Origin of the sequence: Streptomyces lanatus, from assembly GCF_014655715.1 — a bacterium.
In the GTDB taxonomy this organism is placed as follows: domain Bacteria; phylum Actinomycetota; class Actinomycetes; order Streptomycetales; family Streptomycetaceae; genus Streptomyces; species Streptomyces lanatus.
The window spans coordinates 370,440-382,582 of sequence record NZ_BNBM01000003.1 but is presented as its reverse complement, the minus strand read 5'-3'; the positions used below and the strand labels follow the sequence as shown (position 1 = coordinate 382,582).

The 12,143-nt window shown below is 69.6% G+C and carries 17 protein-coding genes; 5 read left to right on the top strand and 12 right to left on the bottom strand.

Going from position 1 to position 12,143, the window contains the following annotated elements; all coding sequences use genetic code 11:
• The first annotated feature begins 23 nt into the window (after positions 1 to 23).
• Positions 24 to 266 (top strand): hypothetical protein, encoded by a 243-nt coding sequence (locus tag IE325_RS10735; protein ID WP_166663417.1) that lies wholly within the window; start codon positions 24 to 26, stop codon positions 264 to 266.
• A gap of 48 nt (positions 267 to 314) precedes the next feature.
• Here IE325_RS10735 and IE325_RS10730 read toward each other — a convergent pair whose 3' ends face one another.
• Positions 315 to 512, bottom strand: a complete 198-nt coding sequence (locus IE325_RS10730) for a hypothetical protein (RefSeq protein WP_190069557.1) — start codon at positions 510 to 512, stop codon at positions 315 to 317.
• Positions 513 to 975: 463 nt separating this feature from the next.
• Positions 976 to 1,545 (bottom strand): hypothetical protein, encoded by a 570-nt coding sequence (locus tag IE325_RS10725; protein ID WP_190069556.1) that lies wholly within the window; start codon positions 1,543 to 1,545, stop codon positions 976 to 978.
• A gap of 19 nt (positions 1,546 to 1,564) precedes the next feature.
• Between IE325_RS10725 and IE325_RS47005 the strand changes: the two genes are divergently transcribed.
• Positions 1,565 to 1,702: a helix-turn-helix domain-containing protein gene (locus IE325_RS47005; RefSeq protein ID WP_190069806.1), complete on the top strand. Its 138-nt coding sequence runs from the start codon at positions 1,565 to 1,567 to the stop codon at positions 1,700 to 1,702.
• Positions 1,703 to 1,798: 96 nt separating this feature from the next.
• Here the strand turns inward: IE325_RS47005 and IE325_RS10715 are convergent, their stop codons facing one another.
• Positions 1,799 to 2,602, bottom strand: coding sequence for a hypothetical protein (locus tag IE325_RS10715; RefSeq protein ID WP_190069555.1), 804 nt, complete (start codon positions 2,600 to 2,602; stop codon positions 1,799 to 1,801).
• Between the two features lie 1,093 nt (positions 2,603 to 3,695).
• Between IE325_RS10715 and IE325_RS10710 the strand changes: the two genes are divergently transcribed.
• Positions 3,696 to 5,159, top strand: coding sequence for a glycosyltransferase family 39 protein (locus IE325_RS10710; RefSeq protein WP_229911745.1), 1,464 nt, complete (start codon positions 3,696 to 3,698; stop codon positions 5,157 to 5,159).
• A 27-nt stretch (positions 5,160 to 5,186) separates the two neighbouring features.
• Here IE325_RS10710 and IE325_RS10705 read toward each other — a convergent pair whose 3' ends face one another.
• Together IE325_RS10705 and IE325_RS10700 are read right to left on the bottom strand one after the other, a co-directional pair.
• Positions 5,187 to 5,420 (bottom strand): hypothetical protein, encoded by a 234-nt coding sequence (locus IE325_RS10705; protein WP_190069554.1) that lies wholly within the window; start codon positions 5,418 to 5,420, stop codon positions 5,187 to 5,189.
• Positions 5,421 to 5,455: 35 nt separating this feature from the next.
• Positions 5,456 to 6,613 carry an inorganic phosphate transporter gene (locus IE325_RS10700; protein ID WP_190069553.1) on the bottom strand — a complete coding sequence of 386 codons (1,158 nt, stop codon included), beginning with the start codon at positions 6,611 to 6,613 and terminating at the stop codon, positions 5,456 to 5,458.
• A gap of 168 nt (positions 6,614 to 6,781) precedes the next feature.
• Here IE325_RS10700 and IE325_RS10695 point away from each other — a divergent pair, with 168 nt between their 5' ends.
• Positions 6,782 to 7,522, top strand: coding sequence for a VOC family protein (locus IE325_RS10695; protein WP_190069552.1), 741 nt, complete (start codon positions 6,782 to 6,784; stop codon positions 7,520 to 7,522).
• On the opposite strand, the gene IE325_RS10690 is transcribed toward IE325_RS10695, so the two are convergent.
• The 6 genes from IE325_RS10690 to IE325_RS10665 all read right to left on the bottom strand — a co-directional run bounded on the left by IE325_RS10690 (position 7,519) and on the right by IE325_RS10665 (position 10,661).
• Positions 7,519 to 7,743 (bottom strand): hypothetical protein, encoded by a 225-nt coding sequence (locus IE325_RS10690; protein ID WP_229911744.1) that lies wholly within the window; start codon positions 7,741 to 7,743, stop codon positions 7,519 to 7,521. The genes IE325_RS10695 and IE325_RS10690 overlap by 4 nt on opposite strands.
• Positions 7,740 to 8,075, bottom strand: coding sequence for a DUF952 domain-containing protein (locus tag IE325_RS10685; RefSeq protein ID WP_190069551.1), 336 nt, complete (start codon positions 8,073 to 8,075; stop codon positions 7,740 to 7,742). Before IE325_RS10685 ends, IE325_RS10690 begins: the two co-directional genes overlap by 4 nt.
• Positions 8,076 to 8,084: 9 nt before the next feature.
• On the bottom strand, positions 8,085 to 9,314 hold the full coding sequence (locus IE325_RS10680) for an RNA polymerase sigma factor (protein ID WP_190069550.1): 1,230 nt from the start codon (positions 9,312 to 9,314) through the stop codon (positions 8,085 to 8,087).
• 5 nt (positions 9,315 to 9,319) lie between these two features.
• A complete protein-coding gene (locus tag IE325_RS10675) occupies positions 9,320 to 9,733 on the bottom strand; it encodes a YciI family protein (RefSeq protein WP_190069549.1) in 414 nt (137 codons plus the stop codon).
• 95 nt (positions 9,734 to 9,828) lie between these two features.
• On the bottom strand, positions 9,829 to 10,050 hold the full coding sequence (locus IE325_RS10670; RefSeq protein WP_190069548.1) for a hypothetical protein: 222 nt from the start codon (positions 10,048 to 10,050) through the stop codon (positions 9,829 to 9,831).
• A 26-nt stretch (positions 10,051 to 10,076) separates the two neighbouring features.
• Positions 10,077 to 10,661 carry a dihydrofolate reductase family protein gene (locus IE325_RS10665; protein ID WP_190069547.1) on the bottom strand — a complete coding sequence of 195 codons (585 nt, stop codon included), beginning with the start codon at positions 10,659 to 10,661 and terminating at the stop codon, positions 10,077 to 10,079.
• A 135-nt stretch (positions 10,662 to 10,796) separates the two neighbouring features.
• Between IE325_RS10665 and IE325_RS10660 the strand changes: the two genes are divergently transcribed.
• The gene (locus tag IE325_RS10660; protein WP_190069546.1) at positions 10,797 to 11,387 is read left to right on the top strand and encodes a TetR/AcrR family transcriptional regulator; all 591 of its coding nucleotides are present in this window, start codon (positions 10,797 to 10,799) and stop codon (positions 11,385 to 11,387) included.
• Between the two features lie 10 nt (positions 11,388 to 11,397).
• On the opposite strand, the gene IE325_RS10655 is transcribed toward IE325_RS10660, so the two are convergent.
• A complete protein-coding gene (locus IE325_RS10655) occupies positions 11,398 to 11,994 on the bottom strand; it encodes a GNAT family N-acetyltransferase (protein WP_190069545.1) in 597 nt (198 codons plus the stop codon).
• Positions 11,995 to 12,143: the final 149 nt, after the last annotated feature.

Here is a 12,143-nt window from a genome sequence, read left to right as displayed (position 1 = left end):
CCGGTTGAGGCAGTCTGTTTGCCATGCAGCTCTTACACATTGAGGTCTGGATCGGGGACCGGTGGCAGCGCGTCCTGCGGCTCGACGGCAAGCGAGAGTTCTGGCCGCCGAAGGATGGCGATACGGATGACCGTCAGTCGCAGGAGCTTGAGGAGTTCCTGAAGGACCACCCGGAGACGTTCTGGGTCGAGACCACCGCCAGTCCGCACGGCGTGTACGTCGGCCCGGGTGTGCCTCGGCTGTTCCGCTTCGTCCCCGCCGGTTGATGCGTCGGAGCCCCGGAGGCCACCGTGGTCTCCGGGGCTTCCGCAGGTTCACAGCACGCCGAGCGCAGACATCACGAGCAGGCACAGGGTCAGAGACCCCCCGAACACGCCCCCGCCGTAGAGGATGGCCGGTGCCTTCGGAGTCGCGGGGGTGTGTTTAAGCAGGCCCGCCAGGATGCCGACGATGGCGGAGATCAGGACGCAGATGACGACGATCAGCGCCCTGACACCGAGAGAGAGGTTCAACGGTTCGACTACCTTTCTGGTGGTCGAACCTCCGGCACTCAGCCCTCAGCCGACCACCACGTGATGTACGTGTGGTCTTGCTGAGGCCGTGCCGACGTCTGGCTCTCGGTGCCTTACCAAGGCTTACTTAGGAAGCCTTCACCCTCTTACTCTGCGCCTCTGTGCGCCTTGTTCTTGGCATGACGTCCCGAGGAAGCTTGCTCGGGATCGCGGACGTTTCTGCGGCCCAATTTTACGACCTGCGATTCAGTCCGAGCTGGTCCATCAACTAAGGACGGCCAGCTACTCAACTTCACGGAGGTGTCGGGCACTCCGCTCGCGGCACAAGCAACTGTACCGGAGCCGGACCGCGTTGACGGGTCACCTGGGGCGAGGCTCTCCGTGGGGTACCCCCGGGCCGCTACGGCCGGACGCCCACACCGTCATCAACGCGGCCCGATGTGCCTTGAACCCGCGTTGAGCCTCAGCGCTTGACGGCGTCCCTCCGGAAGGGTCTCCGCCACCGCTCCAACTCGAACGGCACCTTGAAATCTGCCTCGGCAAGGATCGCCTCGGTCATACGCTTCTCGATCAGGTCGGCGTTTTCGCTCAGCGTCTTGATCTGCTCCAACTTCTCTTCGGCTCTCCGAGCTGACTCGGGGTCAGCGCGAGCCATGCTGTCGAAGTCACGCCACTCGCTGACGGCCTTCATCCATTGTGTGAACCCGACCAGTGCCAGGTCATCCAGCGCCTGGACGGCGGTTGAGCCGAACATCGAGAGCTGCGCTCGGAGTGGGCCGAGATCCTTGAGTTCCTCCCCTGCGTCGAAGACTTGGGACGGTGTGGTTCGTTTGGCGAGGAAGTCTCGACGGGCGGACCCCATGGCCCGACGCGACTTCAGCAACTCGACGTATGTGTCCATACGGCGATCCCACCTCTTGTGCCGACGGTCGCGGGCGCGGGTCAGCAGGTGCGTGAGGAGTACGGCGGATGTTGAAGCCACAGCGCCGACGGACGCGGCTATGAGGGTGGCTTCCCAGGGTTCCAGTGCCATATCGGGAGCGTAGGGCGCGCTGCGCCAGATTCGGCGTGAGCGTGGGCTCAGTCAGACCGACCTCGGCGAGAAGGTCGGCCGAAGCGTCGCCGCTGTCTCCCGCTGGGAGTCGCAAGTCAACGCCCCGGGCCTGGACGTCATCGACAGTCTGGCCTAGGTACTCGGCGTCGACTTCATGGAGCTGACCACCCGCGCGGTGAGATCTTCGGTCAGTTCGGGGGAGACGGGCACCGCTCACCCCCGTTCAAAATCGCTACTCGGGCAGAGGCGGGGTGCCTAGCGCCTTTCGTACCGCGCTCGTGAAGCGTTCCCGGCTGAGTTCCCGTGCTTCCTTGTTGCGCTTGAGTACATCAACCATTGTGGATGCCTCGTCCATGGTTGCGGACAGCCGCTCGAAATTCTCCAACAGTGCTCCCTGCGCCTCTGCGGAAGCTTGCCCGTACTGCTCCATGCTCAGCATTACTTCGCGCAACAGGGGGTGACCATCGAGGTCTCGTAGATCTCGTCCCTGATCACGTGCGGCCTGTATGAGCTCAGCAAGTTGCCCCGTGCGCTGCCTGTATTCCTCTGTTGCCTCGGTCATGGCGTCGAGGGCAACCGGGCGGCCGTCGACCGCCGCTGTCGCGGCTTGGGCTGCTTCGATGAACCGGGTGGAGACCTCTACGTCTTCCTGCATCGTCGCGGTCAGTTCCTCAGCCGCGTGTGTAACTTCCTCCGGCCCCAAGAGGGCTATGCGCCGTGCGCGTTCCGCCATACGGCCTGCGGCCCCTCTCAGATCATCGAGGCCCGTTGAGTCGGGCTCGTGCCCGTCTCCAGACGCTTGTGTGATGCGCAAGCAGTCGTCCCACGCTTCGAGGAAGCCCTCATATGTACTGAGCCGTTGTTGCCTCAGCCAATGGCCATGCTCAACGGCACCTTGGTCCTGTACCTGTCGCCTCACGCTCTCAGCGTTCTTTTCGGCGCCGATTCTGGTTGAGCGTGCTGCGATGACGGCACCCATCACGGTTCCGGCCAACCCGAACACCGCTGCCACGAGCGCGATCACCAATTCTTTCACAACGGCTCATCATGCCCTCGGAGTTGGTGTTTAGGAACGGGGCGTTAGGTGGGGTCGGGTACGGCTGCGTCGGTCTCTGCGTGGATGCGCACGACCTCGTTACGCGGGCGTCGCCCCAATCCGGATGCAGGGTGCGCAGCTTGGTATCAGTCGACGCGGCCTCGGCCTGAGCGATCAGGCCGAGGATTCTGCGCGGTGCTCTGCGGGTCCTCGCTGACAGCGTCACCGAACTGAAGATGCGGGCGCTGCTCGCCGCTCACGGTGGAGAACCCGAGGATGCGGTCGAGCCCGGAGTACGAAGTCCACGGCACGTCGGCGGTGACGGGACGGCCCTACGACAACCGCTTCGTCTCCGTCGTGACCGTCAGGGACCGCAAGATGACGCACTGGCGCGACTATCGGGACCTCATCGCCGTATTCGACGCACCAAAGATGGCCAAGGCCGCCATCTCCCAGGCGATCCGGCTGCCTCACCAAGGCACTCAACGCCGGAGCCCTGTCTCACGCCGGCGTGATGACTGCCGGCCCTTGGACGGCACCCTGGGGACTTCTGCGGTCCCGGCACAGCGCAAGGCCCGCCCGGCCGCGGTGCGCCTGCTCACGAGGTCGGCGACGGCGGTGCGGATGGCGCCCCGGCTGACACCGTGCTCCAGGGGACGCCCGCCCCAGCGGGGGTCCTGCTCGCGCAGGCCAAGCAGTCCGCACACAGTCCGCAGGACACCCGCTAACGACCGTCGCACCCCATCGCCACCAATCGCCAAAAGACCAGGTCAGCAACCCGCAGGAAAGATCCCTGCAGGTCACCGACCCGCCCCATTACTAGGAGACCAAGAAGGCCTGACTCAAGGCCCTTTGGCTTCACTCAAGGCTCTTCGGCCTCCTGAAGGGGTCCGACCGGTTCTCCGGTCGGGCCCCTTCGGCGTGTGCGGACGGGATTTCCGGACCTTACGGTTCCGTGAATTCTCGGTGATTGTCTTCACGCGCTGCGAGGTGGCCATGGATCGTCGCCGCCCCGTATTTTTGTCATGCCCCCGGCGGCCGGCCCCTGCCGCGAACGGAAGGCCGAACCCGTCGATCCCCGGAGAGCCCCCGCGTGAACTCAGCCCCGATACGGCCGAATTCGCGTTGCCCGAGAACGGCACTCCTGCTCCTCGTCCCCTTCCTCTGGACCGTCGCCCTCGGTCTGTGGGGCCTGTCCCGGCAGCACAGTGTGTGGCGGGACGAGGCCGCGACCTGGCAGGTCGCGGAGCGCTCCACCGGGGAGATCTGGCACATGCTGGGCCAGGTCGACGCCGTACACGGCCTCTACTACCTGCTGATGCACGCCGTCTTCGAGTGCTTCGGTCCCGGCACGACCACCCTGCGGCTGCCCTCCGTGCTGACCATGGCGGTGGCGGCGGTCTGTGTCACCGAGATCGGCCGTCGGCTGGCCGGACGCTGGGCGGGCCTGGCGGCGGGGCTGACGCTCGGGCTGCTTCCGGCGGTGCAGTTCCATCTCCAGGAGGGGCGGCCGTACGCGCTGATCGCGGCCGGGGCCGGTCTCTCGACGCTGCTGCTGGTGACCGCCTTGGAAGGGCGCGCGCACTGGATCGCCTACGCCGGCACGGTCGCGGTGTGCGGGCTGCTGAACTGGCTGTCGCTGCTGATCCTGCCCGCGCATCTGGCGACCCTGTTGTGGACCCGGGCCGGACGGCGGACCGGGATGCGCTGGGCCGTGGCCGCGACGGCCGCCGTGGCCGCCGTACTGCCGTTGATCCTGTTCAGCCGGAGCCAGTCCGAACAGGTCTCCTGGATACCGCCGTTGACCTGGCACATGCTGATCGGGCCCACGGTGCTGCTGGCGATCGGCGGCCTCTGCGCCCTGCTCGACCGTCCGCGCGCGGGACGGCTGTCGGTCGCCGCCGTGGGGCTGCCGCTGCTCGCGGTGCCGCAGCTCGGCCTGCTCGGGCTCTCCCTCGTACGGCCGCTGTTCCTGGACCGCTACGTCCTGTTCGGCCTGCTGGGCCTCGCCCTGCTCATCGGCACCGCGCTGGGAACGGCGGTGCGGGTGGCCGGACCCCGCTTCCCGCGGGCGTCGACATGGCTGGTCCCCGTCATGGTCGGCGTGGCGGTCGTGGCGCTGTTGCCGCAGTCGCTGGCCAAGCGTTCCCCCCAGAGCCGGGTGGACGATGTCCTGGCCGTCGCGGCGGACGTACGGCGGCTGAAGGAGGCCGGGGACGCGGTGGTCTTCGTCCCGGCGGCCCGGCGTGACACCGCGCTGGTCTCCCCCGGTGACTTCGCGGGGCTGCGGGACATAGCGCTGGCGAAGAGCCCCGTGGCGTCGGGGACGTTGAAGGGCGAGGAGACCGCCCCGGAGCGGATACGGGCCGCGATGCTGGCGCAGCGGCGGATACTGCTGGTCACCGATGTGCCCGAGGTGGCGCGGGCGGTGACGGCGCAGCGGGACAGGGCCAAGACGGCCGTACTGGAGGAGCACTTCAGGGTCGTGACGGATGTGCGGGTGCGGGGGCGGCGGGTGACGGTGTACGAGCGGGTCGGGCCGGCGGAGGGGACCTGAGCGGGCCTCCTCCGCCTCAGGGCACGATCAGTGGAACTGCGGCACGATCAGATAGATCCCGTACGCCACCACCGCCGCGCAGGCCACGAAGCACAGCCCGGCCTGGGCGAGGCCGATGGTGGAGGTGCCGCCGCCCTCCTCGCGCGCCCCTTCGTGGCGGGCCAGGCCCAGCACGCCGAGGGCGAAGACGGCGACCACGGCCACGGTGACGGCGAGGCTCACCGCGGCGACCTGGCCGAGAGCGGTCCAGTCGAGGCTCATGTGTGGGAACTCCCCTTGTCTCAGATGACGTTGTCTCAGGCGGCCGTGCCGACCGGCGTCTTCGGCTCCGTGTCGCGGACCGTGACCTCGTGGGTGTCGTTGACGTTGTGCGCGGACACCGGGTTGCGGCGCGAGACGAAGACGATGCCGGCGGCGACGGCGGCACCGACCAGGGCCACCACGGCCGTGCCGAGGTTGCCGCCGTGCTTGACCACGCTCGCCGAGACACCGCCGACCAGCGCGGCGGCGGGCAGGGTGATCAGCCAGGCCATGACCATGCGTCCGGCCACGCCCCAGCGGACCTCGGCGAGCCGGCGGCCGAGTCCGGCGCCGAGGATGCTGCCGGAGGCGACCTGGGTGGTGGACAGGGCGAAGCCCAGGTGGGCCGACGTGAGGATCACCGTGGTGGAGGCCGTCTCGGCGGCGAATCCCTGCGGGGACTGGATCTCGGTGAGGCCCCTGCCCATGGTGCGGATGATGCGCCAGCCGCCGAGGTAGGTGCCGAGGCCGATGGCGAGACCGGCGGAGGCGATCACCCACGGGGGCGGGCCCGCGTCATGGCCGAGGGCGCCGGCCGAGATCAGGGTCAGGGTGATGACGCCCATCGTCTTCTGCGCGTCATTGGTGCCATGGGCGAGGGAGACCAGCGAGGCCGAGGCGATCTGCCCGACCCGGAAGCCCTTGGTGACGGACCGGCTGCGGGCGCGGGCGGTGAGCTTGTAGGCCAGGTAGGTGGCCAGCAGCGCCGCGACTCCCGCGACGATCGGCGAGGCCACCGCCGGGATGAGCACCTTCTCGACAACCTTGTCGAAGTGCACGCCGTGCTCCCCCGCACCGACCCAGACGGCCCCGATGAGCCCGCCGAACAGCGCGTGCGACGAACTGGACGGCAGCCCCACCAGCCAGGTGAGCAGATTCCACAGGATCGCCCCCACGAGCCCCGCGAAGATCATGCCCGGTGTGACGAGTGCGTCGTCCACGATGCCGCCGGAGATCGTCTTGGCGACCTCGGTGGACAGGAAGGCGCCGACGACGTTCAGGACGCCGCTGATGAGCACGGCCGTCCTCGGTTTGAGGGCCCCCGTGGCGATGGAGGTCGCCATCGCGTTCGCCGTGTCGTGGAATCCGTTGGTGAAGTCGAAGGCGAGGGCCGTCACGATGACGACCGCCACCAGGAACGTGATGTGGTCCATTCCCCAATGCAAACAAGCGCGGACCAATGCGGGGCGAACTGATGGCAAAGCACGTCCCAGGAGCCGGCGCGCGGTTGGTAAGGGTCCTGCAAAGCCAGCGTGGGGGCCGTTCGGCCCGTCGTACGGCGGCTACGGCCGGGCCCGTTCCGGCGGTTCTACGATCACCCCATGAGCATCCGCTGGACCTACGCCTTCATCGACCGCCCCGTCGACTCCTTCGCCAGGGCCCATGCCTTCTGGACCGCGGTGACCGACACCGGGCTGTCCGAATTCCGGGGCGAGCAGGGCGAGTTCGTGACCCTGCTGCCGCGCGGCGGGGCGGACGCCTGTGTGAAGGCGCAGGGCGTCGGCTCGGGCCCCGGCGGGGCGCATCTCGACTTCGCCGTGGACGACGTGGACGAATTCGTGAAGGCGGCACTGGAGCGCGGTGCGGGCCTGGCCGCCGGGCACGAGGGGTGGGCCGTACTGCGCTCCCCCGCCGGGCAGTTGTTCTGTGCGGTGCCCTGGCACGGGGAGTCGGTGCGGCCGCCCGTGGTGCGGGGCAGCCGGCTGGACCAGGTGTGCGTGGACGTACCGCCGTCCGCGTACGACACCGAGGTCGCCTTCTGGAGCGGGCTGTTGGCGGGCTGGCAGTCGGCGCCGGGCTCCCTCCCCGAGTTCCATGTGCTGCGGCCGCCGGACGGGCTGCCGGTGCGCGTCCTGCTCCAGCGCGTCGGCGAGGAGCGGCCCGTCACTGCCCACCTGGACCTGGCCTGCGCCGACATCCCGGCGACCCGCGCCCGGCACGAGGAGCTGGGCGCGGTCCTCGTCGCCCAGGGGGCCCACTGGACGGTGATGCGGGATCCGGCGGGCGGGACGTACTGCCTGACGGGACGCGACCCGGAGACCGGCGGACTGCCCGCGTCCTAGGGCAGCCGCGCGACGACGCAGGCTCCCCGTCCGTTCTCGTCGGGCGTGGCATCGGTGCACACCGGCTCGGGCAGCGAGGGCCTGGGGCTGGCGTACTCCCAGCGATACGGCCCCGGCGGCTCGGCGGAGTCCCGCAGCCACAGCGTCGCCCCGCCCGCGACGGCCACGAGCATCACCCACACGGCCACGGCCCACAGCCATAAGCGGCGCCGACCGCTCACCTCCACGCCTCCACGTCCACCACCGCGTCCACCGGAATCGGCCCGTACACATGCGGGAACTCCTCGCCCCCGGGCTTCGGCGCCTCGTACTTCAGCGGCACATCCAGCCGCGCCGGATCCACGACCAGCACCACCAGTTCGTCGGTGCCGTCGTAGGAGCCGTACAGGAAGGCGGCCACGGACGGGAGCTGGGCGCGGGTCGAGCAGTGGATGAAGCCCTCCTCCCGGAGGGTGCGGCCGCGCGTCGACATCTCGTACGTGCCGCGCTCGCGGGCCGCGTCCCACAGGGAGCGTTCGGTGAGGTGGAGGATGTACGTGTGTTCGGGAGGCATGGGGCGAGGTTACGGCTTCAGCCGTGCCGCCCTGGTGTGCAGATAGCGCTGCTCGGGCAGGCTCAGCGTCTTGGCGGCCGCGGCCTCGTAGGCGGCGCGTGCCTCGTCGAGGGCGCCGGCCCGCTCCAGGAGATGCCCGCGTACGGCGTCCAGCCGGTGGCCGGCACCCAGCTCGTCCTCCAGCGCGGCCAGTTCGGCCAGTCCCGCGCGCGGGCCCTGGACCATGGCGACGGCGACCGCGCGGTTGAGGCGCTCGACGGGCCCGGGGACGAGACGCAGGAGGACGTCGTAGAGGCCGAGGATCTCCTGCCAGTCGGTCTCCCGCGCGGACGGGGCCTCGTCATGGACGGCGGCGATGGCGGCGCGGAGCTGGTACGGGCCGGCGGGGCCGCGCGACAGAGCCCGGGTGACCAGGGCGACGCCCTCGTCGATGGCGGCCTTGTCCCAGCGGTCGCGGTCCTGTTCGTCGAGTGGGACCAGCTCGCCGTGCGGTCCGGTGCGCGCGTCGCGGCGGGCGTCGGTGAGCAGCATCAGCGCGAGCAGCCCGGCCACCTCGCCGTGCTCGGGGAGGAGCCGGTGGACCTCGCGCGCCAGCCGGATCGCCTCACCGGCGAGTTCGCGCCGCTGGAGGCTGGTGCCGGAGGTCGCCGTATAGCCCTCGTTGAAGATCAGGTACAGCGTCTGGAGGACCGCGGGCAGCCGGTCCTCCCAGTTGTCGGGGCGCCCGAAGCGCACCCCGCGGACCTTCTGCTTGGCCCGGCTGATGCGCTGGGCCATCGTCGCCTCGGGGACGAGATAGGCGCGGGCGATCTCGGCCGTGGTCAGACCGCCTACGGCTCGGAGCGTGAGGGCGATCTGCGCGGGCGGGGTCAGGTTCGGATGGCAGCTGAGGAAGAGCAGGGTGAGGGTGTCGTCCTCGCGGGGCGCCCGGTCCGCACCCGGCGGCGGAGCCGTGAAGGCGTCCCGGGGCGCGAGCGCCGCGACCTTCTCCTCCCGCGCCCGCCGCGCCTCCTCCGCCCGCAGGGCGTCGGTCAGCCGACGCGCCCCGACCCTGATCAGCCAGCCGCGCGGATTGTCCGGGACCCCGGCGCGCGGCCACTGCTCGGCCGCCGCGAGCAGGGCTTCCTGTACGGCGTCCTCGGCGCTGTCGAAGTGGCCGTACCGGCGCACCAGCGCGCCGAGGACCTGCGGCGCATGGCGGCGCAGCAGGTCCTCGGTACGGCTGAAGGGTCCTTCCATACGGCTCAGACGTCCCCGGTGCCGCTGTCGATCGGCCGGATCACGACCGGGTACACGGGGGCTCCGGCGGGCTGGGGGCACTGGAGCACGCGCTCGGCGATCTCCGTGACCCGCTCCAGGCTCGCGCAGTCCAGGACCCAGTAGCCGGCCAGGAGTTCCTTGGTCTCGCTGTACGGCCCGTCGGTGATGACCGCCTTGCCGTCGTCGCCCAGGGTGACGTGGCGGGTCTTCGCGGGCTCGGCCAACCCCTGTCCGTCGATCATCTCGCCGGTCTCGGCGAGGTCGTCGTTGAGGGCCTGCATGAAGGCGAACATCGCCTGGACGTCCTCCTGGCTCCAGGCCACGGAGCTCTCCGAACCCCGGCCCTGCATCGCCTCGTAGTCCGCCTGCGTGCCCTGCACCATGACCAGGTACTTCATCAGTCCGCTCCTTCGCTTGCGTCGGCTCGGGCCACCCTTGTCGGGCGGCTCTCACAGGGGACGTCGGAGCCGGGCCGGGCTTCTCGACATGGTTCTCAGGTTTTTTTCGCGGCGGGGGTGTCGGTCTCCTCGTGCTTCTCCGCGCGCTTCTCCTCGGGCTCGGCGCCTTCCTCGGAGTCGGCGTACGCCGCGCAGTCCGGGTTCTTGCAGGGGCCGCCCACCCAGGTGGGGACCCAGGCGCCCAGCGTCTTGTGGCGCTTGACGACGGTGTCGACGGGCTGTCCGCATTCGGGACAGACGTGCTCTTGGCTGCCCATGTCCTCAGAGTAGGGCGGGTGAGGGCTCAGCGCTTCCTGCTGTACGTACGAACCACGGCGCCGTTTCCGAACGTGCGGACCTCGCCGAGCGTGAACTCCGTGACGTCGAAGCCCGAGCCGAACATCGGCATGCCGGTGCCGTACACGATGGGGTAGGTCTTGATGACGAGCTCGTCGACCTCGTCGAGCAGTTCACCGGCGACCTGCGCGCCGCCGCACAGATAGATGCCGAACTCGCCCTCTTCGGCCTTGAGTTCACGCACCTTGGCGACCAGGTCGCCCGCGACGATCTCGACCTGCGGGTCGGGCGACTCGGTGAGGCTGCGCGAGGCGACGTACTGGCGCATATGGGCGTAGGGGCTGGTGACGCCCTCCTTCAGGGCCAGGTCATAGCTGGCCCTGCCCTGGATGATCGTGTCGAACCGCCGGTTGGCCAGGTCGTCGAAGCCCAGGGCGCGGCGCCCGTGGGTCGGCATGGTCTCCGGGTATTCGGTCTTGAGGAACTCCATGAACTCCTCGTCGACGAAGGAGACCATCGCCGTGGCGTCGCCGTCCGGACCGCCGATGAAGCCGTCGATCGAGCAGGCGATGAAGTAGGTGAGCTTTCGCAAGCCGGTCTCTTTTCGTAGAGTGTCGAACAACCACTTCGGTTGTAGTGCTTCAGTTGTAGTACTCCACTTGTAGTGGTCGCAAGCCATTTACGGGAGCATTTCCGTGACCGGTGAAAGTGAGAGAGGGGATTCCGTATGGCGGGCAATCCGGAGCGCCGGGCCGCGCTCGTCGACGCGGGCGTCGAGGTGCTCGCCCGGGAGGGGGCGCGCGGGCTGACGTTCCGCGCGGTGGACGCCGAGGCGGGGGTGCCGGTCGGCACCGCCTCCAACTACTTCACCGGGCGCGACGACCTGCTCCGCCAGATCGACGCCCGGCTGCATGTGCGGCTGGCCCCGGACCCGCAGGTGATGGCCGACCTGCTGGCGGGACCGAGGGACCGCTCGCTGGTCACCGCCTTCATGCACGACCTGATGGCCCGCGCCACCCGCGACCGCACCGGCTATCTGGCCCTGCTGGAGATGCGCCTGGAGTCGGGCCGGCGCCCCGAACTGCGCGCCTCATTCACCAAGTCGGTGCGCGGGGACCTGGAGGAGGGCATCGAGTTCCACCGCGCCGCCGGCCTGCCCGGCGGCGACGAGGTCGTCACGGTGCTCTATCTCGCGATGCTCGGACTGCTCCTGGAGCATCTGACCCTGCCGGACGTACTGGACGGCGTCCTGCCCGGGGTGGGGGTGCCGGAGGGGCTGGTGGAGCTCATGGTGGCGACCATCGTGCCGGTTCGCTGAAGGCCCCGGCTCAGCCGCGCGGCTCGCGCCACATCGGCCACATCCGGGGGCCGTCCGGGAGGTCGAGGGGGCGGCCTTCGAGGGTGAAGCCGAGACGCTCGTACAGCTGCCGGCTGCGGGCGCTGCTCGCCTCCAGGTAGGCGGCCACACCCTGCTCGTCGCAGCGGTCGAGGACCGAGGTGATGAGCGCACTGCCGAGGCCCTCGCCCTGCCGCCCGGGTGTCGTGCCTATCATCCACAGATACTCGTGGGCCCGGCCCTGCGGGTGGATGGCGGCCGTCAGCCTGCCGATCCGCTCGACCCGCTCATTGTCCGGGTCGACTGCCTCACGCAGCCGCGCGGGCCCTTCGTCGTCGTCCTCGTCGTGCGCCTCGGCCGGCAGGGACAGCCACAGCGCGCACGCCGAGCCGTCCTCGGTGACGTCGATACGGCCCTGGTCCAGCACGATGTCGGTGAACGCCGCCATCAACCGGGGGTGTGCCGTACGGCGGTGCTCCGCGCCCGGGAACACCCAGCCGCTGACCGGATCGTCCTGGAAGGCCGCGTCCAGCAGCCGGACCACCAGCTCCCGGTCCTCATAGCCCGCCGTCCGGATCGCGACGCCCATGGTGTGTACCCGCCCCTTCATGCCACTCGGCCCGTCAACTGGCCCTGATCGTAAGGCGAATGGCACGCATGTGCGGTCCGTGGGGCCTGTTTGTCGAGATCCGGCCGGTGTCCGGACCGGTACGGGCCGACAGGGAGGGCACAGGAGGG

What these genes read in the sequence shown, in the direction of transcription:
- IE325_RS10735 (WP_166663417.1), top strand. Translation starts at nt 24, where the DNA reads ATGCAGCTCTTACACATTGAGGTCTGGATCGGGGACCGGTGGCAGCGC.
- IE325_RS10725 (WP_190069556.1), bottom strand. Translation starts at nt 1,545, where the DNA reads ATGGCACTGGAACCCTGGGAAGCCACCCTCATAGCCGCGTCCGTCGGC.
- IE325_RS10705 (WP_190069554.1), bottom strand. Translation starts at nt 5,420, where the DNA reads ATGAGCCTCGACTGGACCGCTCTCGGCCAGGTCGCCGCGGTGAGCCTC.
- IE325_RS10700 (WP_190069553.1), bottom strand. Translation starts at nt 6,613, where the DNA reads ATGGACCACATCACGTTCCTGGTGGCGGTCGTCATCGTGACGGCCCTC.
- IE325_RS10695 (WP_190069552.1), top strand. Translation starts at nt 6,782, where the DNA reads ATGAGCATCCGCTGGACCTACGCCTTCATCGACCGCCCCGTCGACTCC.
- IE325_RS10685 (WP_190069551.1), bottom strand. Translation starts at nt 8,075, where the DNA reads ATGCCTCCCGAACACACGTACATCCTCCACCTCACCGAACGCTCCCTG.
- IE325_RS10680 (WP_190069550.1), bottom strand. Translation starts at nt 9,314, where the DNA reads ATGGAAGGACCCTTCAGCCGTACCGAGGACCTGCTGCGCCGCCATGCG.
- IE325_RS10675 (WP_190069549.1), bottom strand. Translation starts at nt 9,733, where the DNA reads ATGAAGTACCTGGTCATGGTGCAGGGCACGCAGGCGGACTACGAGGCG.
- IE325_RS10670 (WP_190069548.1), bottom strand. Translation starts at nt 10,050, where the DNA reads ATGGGCAGCCAAGAGCACGTCTGTCCCGAATGCGGACAGCCCGTCGAC.
- IE325_RS10660 (WP_190069546.1), top strand. Translation starts at nt 10,797, where the DNA reads ATGGCGGGCAATCCGGAGCGCCGGGCCGCGCTCGTCGACGCGGGCGTC.
- IE325_RS10655 (WP_190069545.1), bottom strand. Translation starts at nt 11,994, where the DNA reads ATGGGCGTCGCGATCCGGACGGCGGGCTATGAGGACCGGGAGCTGGTG.